Annotated in this window: 15 protein-coding genes, 1 tRNA gene and 1 pseudogene; 11 read left to right on the top strand and 6 right to left on the bottom strand. The window is 72.8% G+C overall.

The genetic code is table 11. The features are described 5' to 3' along the window. Positions 1 to 32 precede the first annotated feature (32 nt). The 4 genes and pseudogenes from WFI16_RS04490 to WFI16_RS04505 all read left to right on the top strand — a co-directional run bounded on the left by WFI16_RS04490 (position 33) and on the right by WFI16_RS04505 (position 1769). Complete coding sequence (locus WFI16_RS04490) at positions 33 to 596, top strand: GNAT family N-acetyltransferase (RefSeq protein WP_419896588.1); 564 nt, start codon at positions 33 to 35, stop codon at positions 594 to 596. Positions 597 to 758: 162 nt separating this feature from the next. Next, on the top strand, positions 759 to 1067 hold the full coding sequence (locus WFI16_RS04495) for an integration host factor subunit alpha (protein WP_419896589.1): 309 nt from the start codon (positions 759 to 761) through the stop codon (positions 1065 to 1067). Positions 1068 to 1135: 68 nt separating this feature from the next. After that, positions 1136 to 1480: pseudogene (locus WFI16_RS04500) on the top strand (MerR family transcriptional regulator); the annotation flags it as partial. A 212-nt stretch (positions 1481 to 1692) separates the two neighbouring features. Further along, positions 1693 to 1769 (top strand) — tRNA-Pro (locus WFI16_RS04505). Between the two features lie 80 nt (positions 1770 to 1849). On the opposite strand, the gene WFI16_RS04510 is transcribed toward WFI16_RS04505, so the two are convergent. Further along, positions 1850 to 4039, bottom strand: coding sequence for an HWE histidine kinase domain-containing protein (locus WFI16_RS04510; protein WP_419896591.1), 2190 nt, complete (start codon positions 4037 to 4039; stop codon positions 1850 to 1852). Between the two features lie 478 nt (positions 4040 to 4517). Next, a complete protein-coding gene (locus WFI16_RS04515; RefSeq protein WP_419896592.1) occupies positions 4518 to 6029 on the bottom strand; it encodes an aldehyde dehydrogenase family protein in 1512 nt (503 codons plus the stop codon). Positions 6030 to 6362: 333 nt separating this feature from the next. Here WFI16_RS04515 and WFI16_RS04520 point away from each other — a divergent pair, with 333 nt between their 5' ends. From WFI16_RS04520 to WFI16_RS04535, 4 genes are all read left to right on the top strand, one after another. Next, positions 6363 to 9020, top strand: a complete 2658-nt coding sequence (locus WFI16_RS04520) for an EAL domain-containing protein (protein WP_419896593.1) — start codon at positions 6363 to 6365, stop codon at positions 9018 to 9020. Between the two features lie 68 nt (positions 9021 to 9088). Beyond that, positions 9089 to 10291, top strand: a complete 1203-nt coding sequence (locus WFI16_RS04525) for a CaiB/BaiF CoA transferase family protein (RefSeq protein WP_419896594.1) — start codon at positions 9089 to 9091, stop codon at positions 10289 to 10291. Between the two features lie 25 nt (positions 10292 to 10316). Next, positions 10317 to 11207 carry an alpha/beta fold hydrolase gene (locus WFI16_RS04530; RefSeq protein ID WP_419896595.1) on the top strand — a complete coding sequence of 297 codons (891 nt, stop codon included), beginning with the start codon at positions 10317 to 10319 and terminating at the stop codon, positions 11205 to 11207. A 179-nt stretch (positions 11208 to 11386) separates the two neighbouring features. Continuing rightward, on the top strand, positions 11387 to 12517 hold the full coding sequence (locus WFI16_RS04535; RefSeq protein ID WP_419896596.1) for an alpha/beta hydrolase: 1131 nt from the start codon (positions 11387 to 11389) through the stop codon (positions 12515 to 12517). Between the two features lie 120 nt (positions 12518 to 12637). On the opposite strand, the gene WFI16_RS04540 is transcribed toward WFI16_RS04535, so the two are convergent. Further along, positions 12638 to 12943, bottom strand: coding sequence for a hypothetical protein (locus WFI16_RS04540; RefSeq protein ID WP_419896597.1), 306 nt, complete (start codon positions 12941 to 12943; stop codon positions 12638 to 12640). A 103-nt stretch (positions 12944 to 13046) separates the two neighbouring features. Continuing rightward, the gene (gene hemB, locus WFI16_RS04545) at positions 13047 to 14063 is read right to left on the bottom strand and encodes a porphobilinogen synthase (protein WP_419896598.1); all 1017 of its coding nucleotides are present in this window, start codon (positions 14061 to 14063) and stop codon (positions 13047 to 13049) included. A gap of 204 nt (positions 14064 to 14267) precedes the next feature. Between hemB and WFI16_RS04550 the strand changes: the two genes are divergently transcribed. Further along, positions 14268 to 15098: a dienelactone hydrolase family protein gene (locus tag WFI16_RS04550; RefSeq protein WP_419896599.1), complete on the top strand. Its 831-nt coding sequence runs from the start codon at positions 14268 to 14270 to the stop codon at positions 15096 to 15098. Between the two features lie 9 nt (positions 15099 to 15107). On the opposite strand, the gene WFI16_RS04555 is transcribed toward WFI16_RS04550, so the two are convergent. Together WFI16_RS04555 and WFI16_RS04560 are read right to left on the bottom strand one after the other, a co-directional pair. Then, complete coding sequence (locus tag WFI16_RS04555; protein WP_419896600.1) at positions 15108 to 16001, bottom strand: NAD(P)/FAD-dependent oxidoreductase; 894 nt, start codon at positions 15999 to 16001, stop codon at positions 15108 to 15110. Continuing rightward, the gene (locus WFI16_RS04560; RefSeq protein ID WP_419896601.1) at positions 15991 to 16452 is read right to left on the bottom strand and encodes an Rrf2 family transcriptional regulator; all 462 of its coding nucleotides are present in this window, start codon (positions 16450 to 16452) and stop codon (positions 15991 to 15993) included. The genes WFI16_RS04555 and WFI16_RS04560 overlap by 11 nt, the downstream gene beginning before the upstream one ends. Positions 16453 to 16591: 139 nt before the next feature. Between WFI16_RS04560 and rpiB the strand changes: the two genes are divergently transcribed. Together rpiB and glyA are read left to right on the top strand one after the other, a co-directional pair. Beyond that, complete coding sequence (gene rpiB, locus WFI16_RS04565; protein ID WP_419896602.1) at positions 16592 to 17068, top strand: ribose 5-phosphate isomerase B; 477 nt, start codon at positions 16592 to 16594, stop codon at positions 17066 to 17068. 4 nt (positions 17069 to 17072) lie between these two features. Next, positions 17073 to 18377 carry a serine hydroxymethyltransferase gene (glyA, locus tag WFI16_RS04570; RefSeq protein WP_419896603.1) on the top strand — a complete coding sequence of 435 codons (1305 nt, stop codon included), beginning with the start codon at positions 17073 to 17075 and terminating at the stop codon, positions 18375 to 18377. Positions 18378 to 18381 lie beyond the last annotated feature (4 nt).

Here is an 18381-nt window from a genome sequence, read left to right on the forward strand (position 1 = left end):
GGGCGCCGGGGGCGAGGGGGAAGCCAGCGTCGATGATCAGCATCCGACGGGCGCTTCCCGCCGACGCCCCGGCCATCGCCGCCGTGCATGTCAGCGCCTGGCGCAGCACCTATGCCGGGCTGCTGCCCGATCCCTACCTGGCCGCGCTCTCCGAGGCGCGGCTCGCCGCCTTCTACCGCCGCGGCCTGGTCGAGCGGCGCCATGGCGAGGCGCTGTTCGTCGCCGTCGCCCGCGACCGGCCGGACGGGCTGGGGCAGGTGGTCGGCTTCGCCTCCGGCGGCCGGGCCCGGCGCGGCGGCTCCGCCGGCGCCTGGGCGGAGGGCGAGATCGCCACCCTCTATCTGCTCGACGACTGGCGCGACCAGGGGATCGGCCGCCGGCTGCTGCGCGCCGCCGCGGCGCATCTCGCCGCCATCGGCTGCGAGTCGGCGATGCTCTGGGTGCTGACCGGGAATCCGGCGCGCTGGTTCTACCAGCATCTGGGCGGGCGCCGGGTGGCGGTGGAGCTCACCCGGGTGGGCGGGCAGAATGTCGAGCAGAGCGCCATGCTCTGGGACCCCATCGCGCTGCTGCTCGAGGCCACGATTCGGGCCTGAGCAGGGCGCTGCCACCAGCACAAGCTGTGGCATAAAAGACGCACCGAATTGAAGCTTTTGCGCCACACCCGCCGTTGCGGTTGACGCCGGCCGGCCATCCCGGTTTTGTTGCAAACAGAAGGGGTTGCAGGGGGTTTCAACTGCCATGGGCCGCGCTCGGACATGAATACCATCACGCGCGCGCAACTGGCCGAGGCCATCTATGCGCAGGTCGGTCTGTCGCGCAACGAAAGCGCTGCCTTGCTGGAGGACGTGCTGGAGCGCGTCTCTGCCGCCCTCGAGGCCGGGCGGCCGGTGAAGATCTCCGCCTTCGGCACCTTCTCGGTGCGGCAGAAGGGAATGCGGGTCGGGCGTAACCCGAAGACCGGTGTCGAGGTGCCGATCATGCCGCGCCGTGTCCTGTCCTTCCGCCCCAGCCAGGTGCTGAAGGGGCGGCTGAATGGCGAGACCGTCGCCGACGACGAGGAATGACCCGCCATGCCGCAGTCCTTCGGACTCCGATCGGCGCGCGGCAGGGCCGGCAGGCCGGGGTGTGAGCGATGAATGACGGGGTGCCTTCGATGGTTGACGATGCGGAGGCTCCGGGCCGCCCGCGCAAGGCGCCCACCGCCTTCCGCACCATCAGCGAGGTGGCGGAGGACCTGCAGATCCCGCAGCACGTGCTGCGCTTCTGGGAGACCAAATTCCCCCAGCTGAAGCCGCTGAAGCGCGGCGGCGGCCGCCGCTACTACCGGCCCGAGGATATCGCGCTGCTGCGCCGCATCGGCGACCTGCTCTATACCCAGGGCTATACCATCAAGGGCGTGCAGCGGCTGCTGCGCGACAATGGCGCCGAGCTGCCCGAGGCCGAGCCCGCCGCCGAGATGGCGGAGGAGGCCGAGGCGGCGCTGCCCGAGGCCGGCCATCATGCGCTGAAGCGCGCCATCGCCGAGCTCGAGGCGCTGGCCGCCGAGCTGCGCCAGCTCGCTGCCCCGTCGCAGGGCAACTGACGGACCGGATCGGCCGACGTGATCGGCCGATCAGCGGCGGATAAGTCGCGATCCAGCGCGGCAGGGGGGTTGAGGGCGCGCGGCCCCGATGCTATTGCCCCCCGCACCGGAGCGTAGCGCAGTCTGGTAGCGCACCAGTCTGGGGGACTGGGGGTCGTGGGTTCGAATCCCGCCGCTCCGACCAAATACCCTGAGAAACGGCCCTGCATCCCACGATGCAGGGCCGTTTTCCGTTCGGCCGGCTTTTGGTCAGCCGCCTTTTCGTCAGCCGGCCTCGTCCGCCTCGCTGTCGGGCCGCTCCAGCACCACCGCGACGGCGGCCGCCAGATCGCTGCGCCGATAGGGCTTGCGCAGCACCGCCGCCGCCTGGCCGGCCAGGCCCTCGGCGCCCTCCGCCATCTCGTGCCCGGCGATGAAGACATAGGGGACGCCCAGCGCCGCCAGGCGTTCGGCGATCGGGAAGGCCTCGGTGCCGCCGAGCTTCACGTCCAGCACCGCGGCGCTGAGCTGCGCCGAGACCAGCGGCATGGCCTCCATCGGGCTGCGCGCCGGGCCGACCACGATGCAGCCCAGCTCGCGCAGCAGATGCGCGGCCTCCATGGCCGTCAGCGCCTCCTCCTCGACCAGCAGCACGCGCGGCGCCGGGCCGATCGGCAGCGAGGTCATCGCGCTGCCCTGCGGCGCCGGCTCGGCGGCGGTCAGCGGCGCGCGGCCCTCCGGCACGGTGTCGAGCGGCGGCAGGATATGCCGCGCCGGCAGCCGCAGCACCAGCCGCAGCCCCGCCATGCGCCATTCGACCTGCAGCGCCCCGCCCAGCTGCCGCTCGGCCAGCTGGCGGATCAGCCGGCCGCCGAAATGCTGCTGCGCCGGTGGCAGCAGCAGCGGCGGGCCGCCGCGCTCGCTCCAGACCAGCCGCAGCACCGCCTCGCCCGGCGGCTGTTCCCAGCCCAGCACCACCTGGCCGTCCGGCGTGCTCAGCGCGCCATGCTTCACCGCATTGGTCATCAGCTCGTGCAGCAGCATGGCCAGCGGCTGCACCGCGGTGGCCGCCAGGCGCACCGCCGCGCCCTCCAGCGCCACCCGCGCGGCATGCGCGGCGAGCTCGCCCTCGGCCACGGCGCGCAGCGAGGCGCCGTCCCAGGATTCGCGCGCCAGCAGCGAATGGGCGCGCGCCATGGCGGCGATGCGGCCCTCGGCGCTGGCGGCGAAATTGGCCGGCGGCACGTCGCGCGGCGCCAGCCGCACCAGCGACAGCGCCACCGCCAGCGCGTTCTTGGCGCGGTGGTCGACCTCGCGCATCAGCAAGGCCTGGCGCGCCTCGCTGTCGCGCTTGGCGATGGCGCGCAGATGCAGCGCTTCGCCGACGCGCGTGAGGCTGCTCCGGGCCGAGGCCACCTCGCGGATCGCGGCGGTGGGCCGGCTCGGCGGCGGCGCCTCGGCCAGCGCGACCGCGGCGGCATCGCGCCCCAGCCCCTCGACCTCCTGGCCCAGCCGCCGCCCTAGGCGCAGCGCCAGCATGGCCGGCAGGCCGAGCGCCAGCATCCCGCCCACCGCGGCGAGGCCGAGCGCGCGCCATTGCGGCCCGTCCACCTCGGCGCGCGGCGCGGCATAGGCCACGCTCCAGGGCACGGTGCCCAGCCGGCGCAGCGCGCCATAGACCTCGTGGCCGCCGCGCGTCTCGGCGCTGACCAGGGTGGCGTTGGAATCGCGCGCCATCTGGAAGTCGAGCACCGGCTGGCTGGCCAGCTGGCCGAGGAAGCGCGGCGTGTCGTGCGAATGCGCGACGACGGCGCCGCCACGGTCGACCACGCTGGCGATCCAGCCGGGCGGCGGCTGCTGCTCGACCAGCACCTCGGCGATCCGCTGCGGCTGCATCACGGCGACCAGCACCGCCACCACCTGCTGCTGCCGCAGCACCGGCAGGCTGAGGGCGATGCGCCAGCCGGGATCCTCGGCCGTGCGGTAGAGGTCGGAGACCCGCGGCCGGCGCTGCTGCAGCAGGCGGCTCCAGATCTGCGCGAAATCGGCGCCGCTGCCCTCGGCATGGGGGGCATATTCCAGCCGCTCCAGCCGGGGCAGGGGCGTGCCGGCGGGATAGGCGGTGTTCATGACCTGCCGCGGCATGCGGGCATCGGGCGCCAGCAGGACCAGCCGGCGCAGCCCGCTGGTCGGCCGGTCGAGCAGGGCCTCGGCCTGGAGGCGGAAGCCGTCCACCGACTGGCCGCTGCCGTCGTCGAGCAGCGCCGCGTCGAGCATCGGCGAGGTCGCCAGCGCGTCCAGCGCCGCGATGCCGGCGCGCAGCTCGCGGTCGACGGCCAGTTGCAGCGCGCGTCCGGTATGCTGCATGCCGCGCAGCACCTCGGCACGCTGCTCCTGCGCGGTCCAGACGGCCAGCGCGCCGGTCAGCAGCACCAGCGGCAGGGTGACAGCCATCACCAGCCGCAGCAGCTGCATGCGGAAGCGCAGCGGCCGGCGGGGGCGCGTCCGGCCGGGTTGCGGCCATCGGGCGGCATGGGCCTCGGCCCTGGCCGCGGCGGGACCCGGTCCGGGGCGGTCCGGCACGGCCGGGTCCGCCGCCTTGTCGGATCCAGGTATCATCGGGATTGTTGTCCCACTTCTCCGTCGTTCCAGGATGGATCGCTCCTGCGCGCCTGCAGGGCTGAACGCGGGGCAGCGGCGCGGCGGGGACAACTTTACCGCGAGAAGAGGCCGGTGTGCTTAACGATCTGGCGATTTTTCAGGCAAGAGGCAAGATTTTCATCAGACGAAAATCATCGAGGCCGCGCCAGGGGCAGGGAGGGGTGTTCCGGCCCTGCAAACCGGCCTCTCCGGCGCGCCGACGCCGTTTCGCGGCGGCAACCGGCGGTTGTGGCGCCGGCCGGACGGGGCGCCGGCCGGGCCCTGCGGCCCGCCCGGCTCGGCTCACGGTCGTTCAGGCCATGTTCACCATGATGGTCTTCTTGTGGGTGAAGTGCTCCAGCATCGATTCGAGGCTGGCCTCCTTGCCCAGGCCCGAGGCCTTGACGCCGCCATAGGAGAGGTTGGGCTGCACCACCAGGTTCTGGTTGACCTGCACTAGGCCTGCCTCGATGCGGTGGGCGAAGGTCATGGCGATCTTCAGGTTGTTGGTCCACAGGCTGGCGGCCAGGCCGAACTCGGTGTCATTGGCCTCGGCCAGCACGGCCTCCGCATCGTCGAAGGGGAAGATGCAGGTCACCGGGCCGAAGATCTCCTCCCGGACCAGCCGGCTGTCCTTGGTCAGGCCGGTGAAGATATGCGGCTGGATGAACAGGCCCTTCTTCAGCGCGGCATCGGCCGGCATGGCCGAGCAGGCGCGGCCGGTGGCGCCGGCGGTGGCCTTGCCCTCGTCGATGAAGGTCTTCACCTTCTCGAACTGGCCGGGCGAGATGATGGTGCCGATATCGGTCTTCTCGTCCAGCGGGTCGCCCATCACCATGGCGTCGACCCGCTTCGCCATCTCGGCGACGAAGCGGTCGAAGATCGGCCGCTCGACGAAGATGCGGCTGGCCGCCGTGCAGCTCTGCCCCTGGCGGGTGAAGCGCATCGAGGTCAGCGCGCCGGCCACCGTCTTCTCGAAGTCGCAATCGGCGAAGACGATCATCGGCGACTTGCCGCCGAGCTCCAGCGTCACCGGGATCAGCTTCTCGGCGGCGGCGCGGTAGATGATCTTGCCGGTCTCGACCGAGCCGGTGAAGGTCACCTTCTTGACCAGCGGATGCGCGACCAGCGGCGCGCCGCATTCCGGCCCCTGGCCGGAGAGGATGTTGAACACGCCGGGCGGCAGCACGCGGTTCATCAGCTCGGCGATGCGCAGCACGGCGAGCGGCGCTTCCTCCGCCGACTTCACCACCACCGCATTGCCGGCGACGAGGGCGGGCGCCACCTTCAGCGCCAGCAGCATCATCGGGATGTTCCAGGGGATGATGGCGCCGACCACGCCGAGCGGCTCGCGCACCGTGATGTTCAGCACCTCGGGGCCGAAGGGCACGGTCTCGCCCTTGATCTCGCCGCCGAGGCCGCCGAAGAACTCGAAGATGTCGGCGACGTTGTTGGCCTCGACCCGGCTCTCGGTGCGCAGCGCCTTGCCGGTCTCGAGCGCGACGAGGCGCGCCAGCTCCTCGACATGGGTGCGGATCAGCTGCGCCGCTTGGTGCACCAGGGCGCCGCGCTTGCGGGCCGGGACCTTGGCCCATTCTTTCTGGGCACGCGCCGCGTCGGCGACCGCCGCCTCGACATCGGCGGCATCGCCGTCGGCGGCTTCGGCCACCGTCTCGCCGGTCGCCGGATTGACCACGGCGAAGGTGCGGCCGGAGGCCGCCGGCGCATAGCGGCCGCCGATGAAATGCGCGCCGGACAGGGCGCGGGCCAGGGCGTGCGGGTCGTTGCTGGGGGCTGCCGGGGTCGGCATCGGACGGTCGAGCATGGGCGGCGTTCTCCCGGAAGATTCGGTGTTGTGGCGGGGCAGGCAAAGCCGGGGCGCGGCTGCCACCCGGCGCAGGGCCGGGACCATGCGCCGGCGGCGGCCGGCCCGCAACCCTGGCGCCACCCCGGGCGCTACCCCTGACGCTGCCCCTGGGGCGGGCGCGGCCGCGCTTGAAGCGCCGGGCCCGATCGGGGACGATGCCGCAGATGTTGGCCGGCAGGCGCGGGATACCCTCCGCCGGCCGGTGGCGCGTCGTCGCATCATCGCCGGGCGGGGCCTTGCGCCGGCCCGGCGGTCGCGGCGGCCCTGGCGGGAGACGAGAAGGGGCATGGAATGACAGCCGCCCATCCGGCGCGGCCCGGCCGCCATCCCGGCGAAAGCCGTGCCGCGTCCCAGCGTCCTGAGCCCCAGCGCCTTGAGTCCCAGCGCCTTGAGCCTCAGTGCCGGGAGGCGGCGCCCGAGCAGGGCGTCGCGCTGCTCGACCCGCAGGGCCGGGTGCTGGGCTGGAACGAGGCGGCCGCGCGGCTGCTCGGCTGGCCGGCCGGGGCGCTGCCGGGCCGGCCGCTTGCCAGCTGCTTTCCGCCCGAGGCCGGGCTGGCCGGCCGGGCCGAGCGGCTGCTGCGCCAGGCGCTGGACGGGGCGGGCCAGGCGCAGGCCGAGTTCTGGCTGCGCCGGCGCGACGGGGCGGGCCGGCTCTGCGGCCTGACGCTCAGCCCGTTGCGCGATGCGGCGGGTGCGGTGCTCGGCCTCGCCCTGACGATCCGCGACCTGGGCGCCGGCCATGTCCCGGAGGCGGCGCTGCACGCCAGCGAGGCGCAGCTTGCCGGCATCATGCGCTATTCGGCGGTCGGCATGGCGCTGATCGGCCTGGACGGCGCTTGGCTGGAGGTCAACCGCGCCGTCTGCGAGCTGCTCGGCTATACCCGCGAGGAGCTGACCAGCCTGACCTTCCAGTCGCTCACCCATGCCGCGGACCTGGCGGCCGATCTGGCCCAGGTCAGGGCGATGCTGGCCGGGCGGATCGACAGCTACCGGATGGAGAAGCGCTACCGCCGGCGCGACGGCACGCTGGTCTGGGGGCTGCTCAGCGTCTCGCTGGCGCGCGACCCGGCCGGGCGGCCGCAGCACTTCATCGCGCAGATCCAGGACATCGACCGGCTGAAGCGCGCCGAGGCGGCCCTGCACGAGGAGCGCGACCGGCTGCAGGTGACGCTGGGCTCGATCGGCGACGGGGTGATCACCACCGACGCCCAGGGCTTCGTCACCTTCCTCAACCCGGTCGCCGAGGCGATGACCGGCTGGCCGCTGGACCAGGCGCTGGGCCGGCCGATCGAGGCGGTGTTCGACATCGTCGCGCCGCAGACCGCGCTGCCGCTGGACAATCCGGTGCGCCAGGCCCTGGCCGAGCAGCGGGTGCTGCATCTCCACCAGCAGGCGCTGCTGGGCCGCGCGGTGCCGGGCCGGGCGGCCGGCGAGGCGGCGGCCGAGGCGCCGCCGCGGCGCCTCGACATCCAGCATTCCGCCGCCCCGATCCGCGACAAGGCGGGCCGGGTGATCGGCGCGGTGCTGGTGTTCCAGGATGTCAGCGCGCTGCGCAGCATGCAGCGCGAGCTGGAGTTCAGCGCGCTGCACGATGCCCTGACCGGCCTGCCCAACCGCCGGAAATTCGAAGCAGTGCTGGTCGAGGCGGTGGAATCGGCGCGCGAGCGCGGCCTCGAGCACGCGCTCTGTTTCATCGATCTCGACCGCTTCAAGATCGTCAACGATACCGCCGGCCATGCCGCGGGCGACGCGCTGCTGCGGGCGGTGGCCGGGCTGCTGTCGCAGGAGCTGAGGCCGCAGGACCTGGTGGCCCGCCTCGGCGGCGATGAATTCGCCATCATCCTCTTCGACCGCCCGGCCGAGAGGGCGATGGCCGAGCTCGACCGGCTGCGCTTCGCCATCGCCGCGGTGCCCTTCCTGTGGGAAGGCCATGCCTATCCGATGACCGCGAGCATGGGCGTGGCCGCCATCACCGCCGCCTCCGGGACGCGCAACACGGTGATGAAGCAGGCCGATGTCGCCTGCTATGCCGCCAAGCATGCCGGGCGCAACCGGATCATCGCCTATGCGCCCGATGCCCGCGAGGGCGCCGACCGGCACCGCGAGATCATCATGGCGGCCGAGCTGCGCGAGGCGCTGCGCGAGGGCCGCTTCCGGCTGCACGCGCAGCGCATCCTGGCCATCCGCCCCGGCGGGCACACCCATCACGAGCTGCTGCTGCGCCTGGTGGCGCGCGACGGCAGCCTGGTGCCGCCCGCCCTGTTCATCCCGGTGGCCGAGCGCTACGACCTGATGGCCGAGCTCGACCGCTGGGTGCTGGCCGAGGTGCTGCAGCGCCGCGCCCCGGCGCTGGCCGCCGTGCCGGACCTGGCGCTGGCCCTCAACATCTCCGCCAATTCGCTGAACGAGCCCGGCTTCCTGGCCTTCTTCCTCGGCCTGCTGGAGGCCTCGCCGCTGTCGCCCGCCATGCTGACGCTGGAGATCACCGAGACGGCGCTGGTCGCCAACATCGAGCAGGCGCGCGGCATCATCGACCGCATCCGCGCCCAGGGCTGCCGGGTGGCGCTGGATGATTTCGGTGCCGGCCTCTCCTCCTTCGGCTATCTGCGCGCCTTCCGCGTCGACGGGCTGAAGATCGACGGCACCTTCATCCGCAACCTGCCCGACAGCCCGATCGACCTGGCGATCGTCCGCTCGATCACCCGCATCGCCCGCGAGATCGGCGCCATGACGGTGGCCGAATTCGTCGAGGACGTGGCGATCCTGGACCTGCTGGCCGGCATCGGCGTCGACTGCGCCCAGGGCCATGCCATCGGCCGGCCGCAGGAGCTGGACCTGCTGCTGCCGCAATGGCTGGCGGCCGGCAGCGCCGGCGGCGGCCGCGCCGCGGCACCCGGCCCCGCGCGCCCGCGCAGGCCGGGTGGCGGGATCGCCGCGAATCTGGCTTGATGCGCGACCGCCCCGGGGTGACACCCGGGTGTCACCGGTGACGAACGAGAAGACCAAGGAACGAATTGATGACGGAACCGACCGGCCCGCTGAAGGGCCTGCGCGTGGTGGACCTGACCCGGGTGCTGGCAGGCCCCACCTGCACGCAGATGCTGGGCGACCTCGGCGCCGACGTCATCAAGATCGAGCGGCCGGAGGCCGGCGACGACACCCGCGCCTTCGCGCCGCCCTATGTGCCGAAGACCAAGGAGAGCGCCTATTTCGTCGGCGTGAACCGCAACAAGAAGTCGGTGACCATCGACATCGCCCAGGCCGAGGGCCAGGCGATCGTCCACAGGCTGCTCGAGGGCGCCGACATCCTGGTCGAGAACTTCAAGGTCGGCGCGCTCGCCAAGTACGGCCTCGGCTGGAACGAACTGAAGGAAAAATATCCGCGGCTGATCTACTGCTCGATCACCGGCTTCGGCCAGACCGGGCCCTATGCGCCGCGCCCCGGCTATGACGCGCTGATCCAGGCGATGGGCGGCGTCATGTCGCTCACGGGTGACCCCGAGGGCGAGCCGCAGAAGGTCGGCATCCCGGTCGCCGACCTCTTCGCCGGCCTCTATGGCACCATCGGCATCCTGGCGGCGCTGCGCCACCGCGAGGCGACGGGCCAGGGCCAGCAGATCGACATCGGCATGCTCGACACCCATGTCGCCTGGCTGGCCAACCAGGGCATGAACTACCTTGCCACCGGCGAGAACCCGCCGCGGCTCGGCAACCAGCACCCGAACATCGTGCCCTACCAGGTCTTCCCGACCGAGGATGGCTACATGGTGCTCTCGATCGGCAACGACCCGACCTTCGAGCGCTTCTGCAAGAATTTCGCGCTGGAGCATCTGCTCGCCGACGAGCGCTACGCGACCAATGCGGCGCGCGTCGGCAACCGTGCCCTGGTGACCGAGACGCTGACGGCGGTGACGAAGACCAAGCCGACCAAGGTCTGGATCGAGGCCCTCGAAGCCCTGAAGATCGGCTGCGGCCCGATCAACACGCTGAAGGACGTCTTCGCCGATCCGCATGTGGTGGCGCGCGACATGGTGGTGCGCATGCCGCATGCCTCGGGCGAGGAGGTCACCGTCATCGCCAATCCGGTGAAGCTCTCGGCGACGCCGCCGGACTACCGCCTGGCGGCGCCGGTGCTGGGCCAGCACACCGACGACGTGCTGGCGGGGCTCGGCTACGACGCCGCGGCGATCGCGGCGCTGCGCCAGGGCGGCATCGTCTGATGCGTGCGGGGCAGGGGGCGTGACGGTGTCCGCCCCCGAGCCCCGCCTCGGCGCGCTGCGCGTGCCGCTGCCCGCCGGTGGCCTGGCGGCCGGCAGCCTGCTCCTGGGCGCCGTCGACGTGCGCTGGGTGGAATGGGGGCCGCCGGACGGCGCGCCGGTGCTCTGCCTGCACGGGCTGTCGCGCAACGGCCGCGACTTCGACGCCCTGGCCGGCGCCCTGGCGGCCGAGGGCCGCCGCGTCCTCTGCATCGATATGCCCGGCCGCGGCCTGTCCTCCTGGCTGGCCGATCCGCGCCTCTATGCGGTGCCGAACTATGTCGCGCTGCTGCAGCCGCTGCTGCGCGGGCTGGGCCGGCCCTATGACCTGGTCGGCACCTCGATGGGCGGGCTGATCGGGCTCGGCCTGGCCAGCCTCCCCGGCCAGTCGCGCCGCCGCGCCAGCCTGCGGCGCCTGGTGCTGAACGATGTCGGCGCCGCCATCCCGGCCGCGGCGCTGGCCCATATCGGCGCCGCCCTGGCCGGCAGCCCGGATTTCGCCTCGCTGGCCGAGGTGGAGGCGCATCTGCGCCGCATCCATGCCGGCTTCGGCGCGCTCTCCGACGCGCAATGGCGGCATCTGGCGACGCATTCCGCCCGCGCCCTGCCGAATGGCCGGCTCGGCCTGCACCACGACCCGGGGATCGGCCGGGCGCTGGGGCCGGCGGTGGCGGATGTCGCGCTCTGGCCGCTCTGGACGGCGCTGCGCCTGCCCGTCCTGCTGCTGCGCGGCGCCGAAAGCCCGCTGCTGACGGCCGAGACCGCGGCGCGCATGGCCGGCCGCCCCGGCACCACGCTGGTCACCTTTCCCGGCTGCGGCCATGCGCCGGCGCTGATGGCGGCGGAGCAGATCGCGACGGTGGCCGGCTTCCTGCGATAGAGCGTGATGGCTTGACGCGGAATCGCCGAAAAGCCTGAATCGCGCGATCAAACAAGATGCTCGAGAAGATTGGCTGCGTCCTTCCGCAGGCCATCTGCGAGAGCGGAAACCATTACCGCCAAGAGCACGTTTCCCCGGCATCGCCCGCCGCCTGATGCGGCCGGCCGAGGAGACCCCCGATGATCAAGCTGACCCGTCGCGCTGGCCTGATGCTGCCGCTGGGCCTGATGGCCGCCTGCGCCGCGCAGCCCGAGATGCTGCCCCCCTCCGACCCGACCGGCCGTGCCGAGCCGGAGATGCGCGCCCTGCTCGACAGCCTGCAGTCGCTGCGCGGCAAGCCGATCGAGACGCTGAGCCCGGCGGAGGCGCGGATGCAGCCCGGCATGGCCGATGCGGTGAAGGCGCGGCTGCGCCAGCTTGGCCGCCCGGTGGCGCCGCGTCCGGTGCCGGTGGTGCAGGACATCGAGATCCCGGGCAATGGCGGCCCGCTGCCGGCCCGCGTCTATATCCCGGTCGAGCCGCCGCGCGCCGGCCAGCCGGCCCGGCCGCTGATGCCGATGATCGTCTACTACCATGGCGGCGGCTTCGTGATCGGCTCGCTCGACGCCTATGACGCCTCGGCCCGCGCGCTGGCGATGGAATCGCAGGCGGTGGTGATCGCGGTGCATTACCGCCAGTCGCCGGAGCACAAGTTCCCGGCGGCGCATGAGGACGCCTATGTCGCCTATCGCTGGGCGCTGCAGAACGCCGCCCAGTTCGGCGCCGACCTGACCCGCGTCGCCGTCGTCGGCGAGAGCGCCGGCGGCAATCTGGCGATCAATGTCGCCATGGCGGCGCGCGAGGCGCGTGCCCCGCTGCCGGTCGCCATGGGCCTGATCTACCCGGTGGCGGGCACCGACATGACGACGCCCTCCTACCAGGCGAATGCCATGGCCAAGCCGCTGAACGCGGCGATGATGCAGTGGTTCGTCAACCACTACACCAACAGCCCGGCCGAGCTGCAGGACACCCGGCTGAACGTCTATGGCCGCGCCGAGCTGGCCGGCCTGCCCAAGGCGATCATCATCACCGCCGGCATCGACCCGCTGCAGAGCGACGGCATGCTGCTGGCGCAGCGCCTGCAGGCGCGCGGCGTGTCCGTGGTGGCGCAGGACTATCCGACGGTGACGCACGAATTCTTCGGCGTCGACCCGAACCTGCTGGCCACCGCCGGCGCGGCGCAGCGCTTCATGGCGGGCGAGCTGCGCTCGGCCTTCGCCCTGCCGGCGCCGGCCGTGGTGGCGCCCGCCCCGACCCGCCGCATGCGCTGATCGCAGGGGGACGGAGCCGGGGGAAAACCCGGTCCGTCCGCCGGCTGGTCTACCGGAACCCCCGGCGTCGCGAGAGCGGCGCCGGGGTTTTTCGTGGGGCTTTCGGGGAGCGCGGGGGCCTCAGCGCCAGTGACCGGGCACCCAGGCCCAGCCGGCATTGCCCCAGGCCCAGTGGCCATGCACCCATTCGGCGCCGCGCACCGGCCGCAGGATCCAGCGGCCGCCGATCCATTCATAGGCGGCGCCGTTCCAGTGCCAGTGGCCGGGCTGCCAGACATAGCGCTCCGGCATCGGCGGCGGCGGCAGCGGCGCCTCGCGGCGCAGCTCCGGCACCGGCGGATAGGGCGGCGGCGCCGGCTGGGCGCAGGCGGTGGCGACGGTCAGCCCGGCCACGGCCAGGCCCTGCAGCAATAGGCGGCGGATCATGGGGCAACTCCCTCTCGCATCAGGCGACCCATGTCCTGAAGCTGGGCGGCCGCCCCGCCCCGGCCAAGTGAAGGCCGGATGTCTTCGCCGCAAGCTGCGCCGCTCAGCCGGCCTTCAACCGCTTGGCCGCCTCGACCGCGAAATAGGTCAGCACGCCATCCGCCCCGGCGCGCTTGAAGCCCAGCAGGCTCTCCAGCATCGCCTTGTCGTGGTCCAGCCAGCCATTCCGCACCGCGGCCATGATCATCGCGTATTCGCCACTGACCTGGTAGGCGAAGGTCGGCACCGCGAAGCGGTCCTTCACCCGGCGGACGATGTCGAGATAGGGCATGCCCGGCTTGACCATCACCATGTCGGCGCCCTCGGCCAGGTCGAGCGCCACCTCGCGCAGCGCCTCGTCCGAATTGGCCGGGTCCATCTGGTAGGTCTGCTTGTCGCCCTTCAGCGCACCGCCCGAGCCCACCGCGTCGCGGAACGGCCCGTAGAAGGCCGAGGCATATTTGGCGGCATAGGACATGATCCGGGTGTGCATCAGGCCCTGCGCGTCGAGCCCGCGGCGGATGGCGCCGACCCGGCCGTCCATCATGTCGGAGGGGGCGATGACGTCGATGCCGGCGGCGGCCTGGTTCACCGCCTGGGCCACCAGGATCTCGACCGATTCGTCGTTGGCGACATAGCCGTCGCGGATCACCCCGTCATGGCCATGGTCGGTATAGGGGTCGAGCGCCACGTCGCCGACCAGGCCGAGATCGGGGAATTCCTTCTTGAGAAGCCGCGCGGCGCGGCACATCAGGTTCTCGGGGTTCTTCGCCTCGGTCCCCTCGGCATCCTTCAGCGCGGGCGGCGTCATCGGGAACAGCGCGATCGCCGGGATGCCGAGCGCGGCCGCCGGCGCCACATGCGCCGCCAGCCGGTCCAGCGTCACCCGCTGCACGCCGGGCATCGAGCCGACCTCCGTCGTGCCGGCGCTGCCGTCCATGACGAAGATCGGCCAGATCAGGTCATCCACCGAGAGGCGGTTCTCCGCCACCATCCGCCGGGTCCAGGCATCGTGACGGTTGCGGCGCGGCCGGATCGTCGGGAAGGCACCCGGCGGGGCGGGGAAGGGGGCTTGCGGCATCGGCGGCTCCGGCGGTGGCGAAGCCTGGTCGGGATCGGCCAGGACGGATGCTCCCCGGCGGCCAAGGGCCGGGGAGGGCGCGACCACTCCTGCCACGCGCGCCCCGCCGGAGGGAAGAGGCGGTCGCCGCAGGCCAGCCGCCCATCCGTGCATGGCGGCGATTTCAGCAGCGCCCGGCCGCGACCGGTGCCAGGCTCCGCCCCCATGCTTCGTCCCCTCCGCCTGGCGCTGCTGCTCGCCCTGTCGCTCGCCCCCTTCACCGCTGCCAGGGCTGCCCCCGGGGCCGCCGAGCCGCGCCCGGTCACCCTGCCCGGGCCGGACGGCCTGGCGCTGCAGGCGCTGCTGCTGCTGCCCGAGGGCGGCGCCCCCGGCATTCCGGTGATCGCGCTGCATGGCTGCGGCGGGCTGGCCGGCCGCGACGGCAGGACGATCCGCCTCGGCGCGCGCGAGCGCGACTGGGCGGCGCGGCTGCTCGCCGCCGGACACCCGGTGCTGTTCCCGGAGAGTTTTCTCAGCCGCGGGCTGGGCCCGGCCTGCGGGGTACGCGACTTCCCGGCCGGCGGCGAGGTGCGCGGGGCCGATGCCCTGGCGGCGGCGGCCTGGGCGCGGGCGCAGCCCTGGGCGGCGCCGGGCGGGGCGCTGCTGCTCGGCTGGTCGCATGGCGGCAGCACGGTGCTGGCCGCGGCCGCCGCGGCGCCACCGGGGCTGATCCGCGGCGGCGTTTCCTTCTACCCCGGCTGCGGCCCGTCGCGCCGGGCGTGGGCCGAGGCGCGGGTGCCGCTGCTCCTGCTGCTGGGCGCCCGCGACGACTGGACGCCGCCGGCGGCCTGCCATGCCTGGGCGGCGATGCAGCCGGCGGGGCGGGTCGGCCTCCAGGAATTCCCGACCGCCGGCCATGGCTTCGACGCGCCGGGCGAGGCGCCGCGCGAGAGAAGCCTGCCCGACGGCCGCCGCGTCACCGTCGGGCCCGACCCGGCGGCGCGGGCCCTGGCGATCCCGCGGGCGATGGATTTCCTGGCCATGCTGGCGCGGTAGCGGGCTTCGTCAGCCGAGGCCGAAGACCAGGGACTGGTGCACCGCCGCCCCGGCCATGGCGCCATCGCCCACGGCGAGCGACACCGATCCGGCCGCCCGCGCCGCGTCGCCGCAGGCGAAGACCCCCGGCACGCTGGTCGCCTTGCGGGCATCGGTGCGGAGGAAGCGGCCCATCGGCCCCTCTTCGAGCGCGCAGCCGAGCCCATGGGCCACGGCATTGGCGAAATCGGTCCGCGGCACCAGGAACAGGCCGGCCAGCGCCACGGCGCGGCCATCCGCCAGCTGCAGCGTCGCGCGATCGCCGCCGACGGACAGCACTGGCGTCGCCTCGATGGCGACCCCGCGCGCCGCCAGCCGTGCCCGCTGCTCGTCATCGGGATGATACCGGCCCTGGGTGAAGAGCGTGGTCGGGCCCCATTCCGGGATCAGCATCGCCTGGTGGAACCAGGCGTCGCTGGTCGCCAGCACGCCGAGCGGACCCTGCGCCAGCTCGTAGCCGTCGCAGTAAGGGCAGAGGAAGACGCTGATTCCCCACCGCTCGCGCAGGCCCGGCAGCGCCGGCAGCGTGTCGGTCACCCCGGTGGCGAGGACCAGCCGCCTGCCATGCCGCTGGCTGCCGTCCTCCAGCCGCAGCGTGAAGCCTTCGTCCACGATGGCCGCGGTCTCGGCGGTCGCCCCGATCCAGGTAACCGTCGGGTAGCGCAGCAGCTGCTGCCGGGCGCGGGCGGCGATGCCGTCCGGCGTCTCGCCATCCTGGGTCAGGAAGCCGTGCGAATGGGCGGCGAAGCGGTTGCGGCGCTGTCCTGCATCGACCACCAGCACCTGGCGCCGCGCCCGGGCCAGCTGCAGCGCGGCGGCCATGCCGGCATAGCTGCCACCGATGATGAGGGCGTCATGCAGCATGGGTGGTGTTCCTGTCCTGGCCGCCCTGCGCCACCAGGCGGCGGTGGAAATCGGCCGAGAGCGCGGCCAGGGTGACGTCGCCGAGCCGCTGCACCAGCAGCGCCTCGGCCGCCTGCAGCGCTTCGGCCAGCGCGCCGTTCACCGCCTGCTCGACCAGACAGGCGGGGTTCTCGCTCTTGTGGCCGATGGCGAAGACCGGCGGCGCGCCCAGTGCCTCGTGGATGTCGCGCAGCGTGACCGTCTCCAGGTCGCGCGCCAGCCGCCAGCCGCCGCCATGCCCCTTGTCGGAGCGCACCAGCTGCATCTCCCGGAGCCCGGCCATGGTGCGGCGGGCCACGGCCGGGTTGGTGTTCATGCAGCGCCCGAGCGCTGCGGAGGTCATCGGCCCGTCATGCTCCGCCATGTGCAGCAGGGCGTGCAGAACGGCCGAGAGACGGCTGTCACGGTTCATGTATCTTCAATTGATACATGAAATCGCCTGCGTCAAGCCCGACCATCCCGCAACCATTCCGCCCTCGCGGGCCCGGGTTGCGCCCAAGCCTTGGGGGTCTCGGTTCCACCGATCAACAAGGCGTGGTAACGGGGGCGCCATGAACCCGGCCGAAACCCCCATCGCCCTCGGCGCCGACCATGCCGGCGTCGCCCTCAAGGACAGCCTGCGCGCCGCGCTCGAGGCGGCCGGGCATCCGGTCGTCGATTTCGGCGCGCATAGCGGCGAGAGCTGCGACTACGCCGATTTCGCCCATCCGGTGGCCGAGGCGGTGACCACCGGCCAGGCGCGGTTCGGCGTGCTGGTCTGCGGCAGCGGCATCGGCATGGCGATCACCGCCAACCGGCATCCGGCGGTGCGCGCGGTCGTGGTGCACAACACCACCGAGGCACGGCTGACCCGGGCGCATAACGACGCCAACATCGCCTGCTTCGGGGCGCGGACCATCGGCGCGGAAGTGGTGCTGGATGCGCTGTCCACCTTCCTCGCGACCCCTTATGAAGGCGGCCGGCACGATCGCCGCATCGCCAAGATGACGCCGCCCGCCCTGGCCGGCGCCCGGCCCCAGGAGGTCTGATCCGATGAACGAGCTGTCCCCCGCGCCACTCGCCACCCGTTTCTTCTCGGCCCCCCTGGATGAGGCCGATGCCGACATCGCCCGGCTGATCGGCCAGGAGCTGGTCCGGCAGCAGGACGGCATCGAGCTGATCGCCTCGGAGAACATCGTCTCCCGCGCGGTGCTGGAGGCCCAAGGGTCGATCCTGACCAACAAGTATGCCGAGGGCCTGCCGGGCAAGCGCTACTACGGCGGCTGCGAGTTCGTCGACGAGATCGAGACGCTCGCCATCGAGCGCGCCAAGGCGCTGTTCGGCGCGGCCTATGCCAATGTGCAGCCGCATTCCGGCGCCCAGGCCAACCAGGCGGTGTTCTTCGCGCTGATGCAGCCGGGCGACACCTTCATGGGCCTGGACCTCGCGGCCGGCGGCCACCTGACGCATGGCTCGCCCGCCAACCAGTCGGGCAAGTGGTTCAAGGTCGCCCCCTATACCGTCGACCGCGAGACCGGCGTGATCGACATGGAGGAAGTGGCCCGCATCGCCCGCGAGAGCCGCCCCAAGGTGATCGTCGCCGGCGGCTCGGCCTATTCGCGCGCCTGGGACTTTGCCCGGTTCCGCGCCATCGCCGACGAGGTCGGCGCCTTCTTCATGGTCGACATGGCGCATTTCGCCGGTCTGGTCGCCGGCGGCGCGCATGAGAGCCCGGTGCCGCACGCCCATGTCGTCACCACCACGACCCACAAGACTCTCCGTGGCCCCCGTGGCGGAATGATCCTGACGAATGACGAGGCGCTGGCCAAGAAGATCAACTCGGCGGTCTTCCCCGGCCTGCAGGGCGGCCCGCTGGAGCATGTCATCGCCGCCAAGGCGGTGGCCTTCGGCGAGGCGCTGCGCCCCGATTTCCGCGCCTATGCCCACCAGGTGGTCGCCAATGCCAAGGCGCTGGCCGAGGAGCTGGTCGCCCAGGGCGCCGGCATCGTCACCGGCGGCACCGACAACCACCTGATGCTGGTCGACCTGCGCCCGCTGAACCTGACCGGCAAGGCGGCCGAGGCGGCGCTGGGCCGCGCCCACCTGACCTGCAACAAGAACGCCATCCCCTTCGACCCGGCCAAGCCCTTCGTCACCTCGGGCATCCGCCTCGGCACGCCGGCGGGCACCACCCGCGGCCTCGGCGAGGAAGAGTTCCGCCAGATCGGGCGGATGATCGGCCGCGTGCTGCTCGGCCTGTCGCGCGCCAACGACCCCGAGGGCAATGCCGCCGTGGAGGCCGAGGTGGCCGCCGAGGTGCATGCCCTCTGCGACCGCTTCCCGATCTACCGGGCCTGAACCG

It is taken from the genome of Roseomonas sp. USHLN139, from assembly GCF_037145735.1.
Taxonomy (GTDB): domain Bacteria; phylum Pseudomonadota; class Alphaproteobacteria; order Acetobacterales; family Acetobacteraceae; genus Pseudoroseomonas.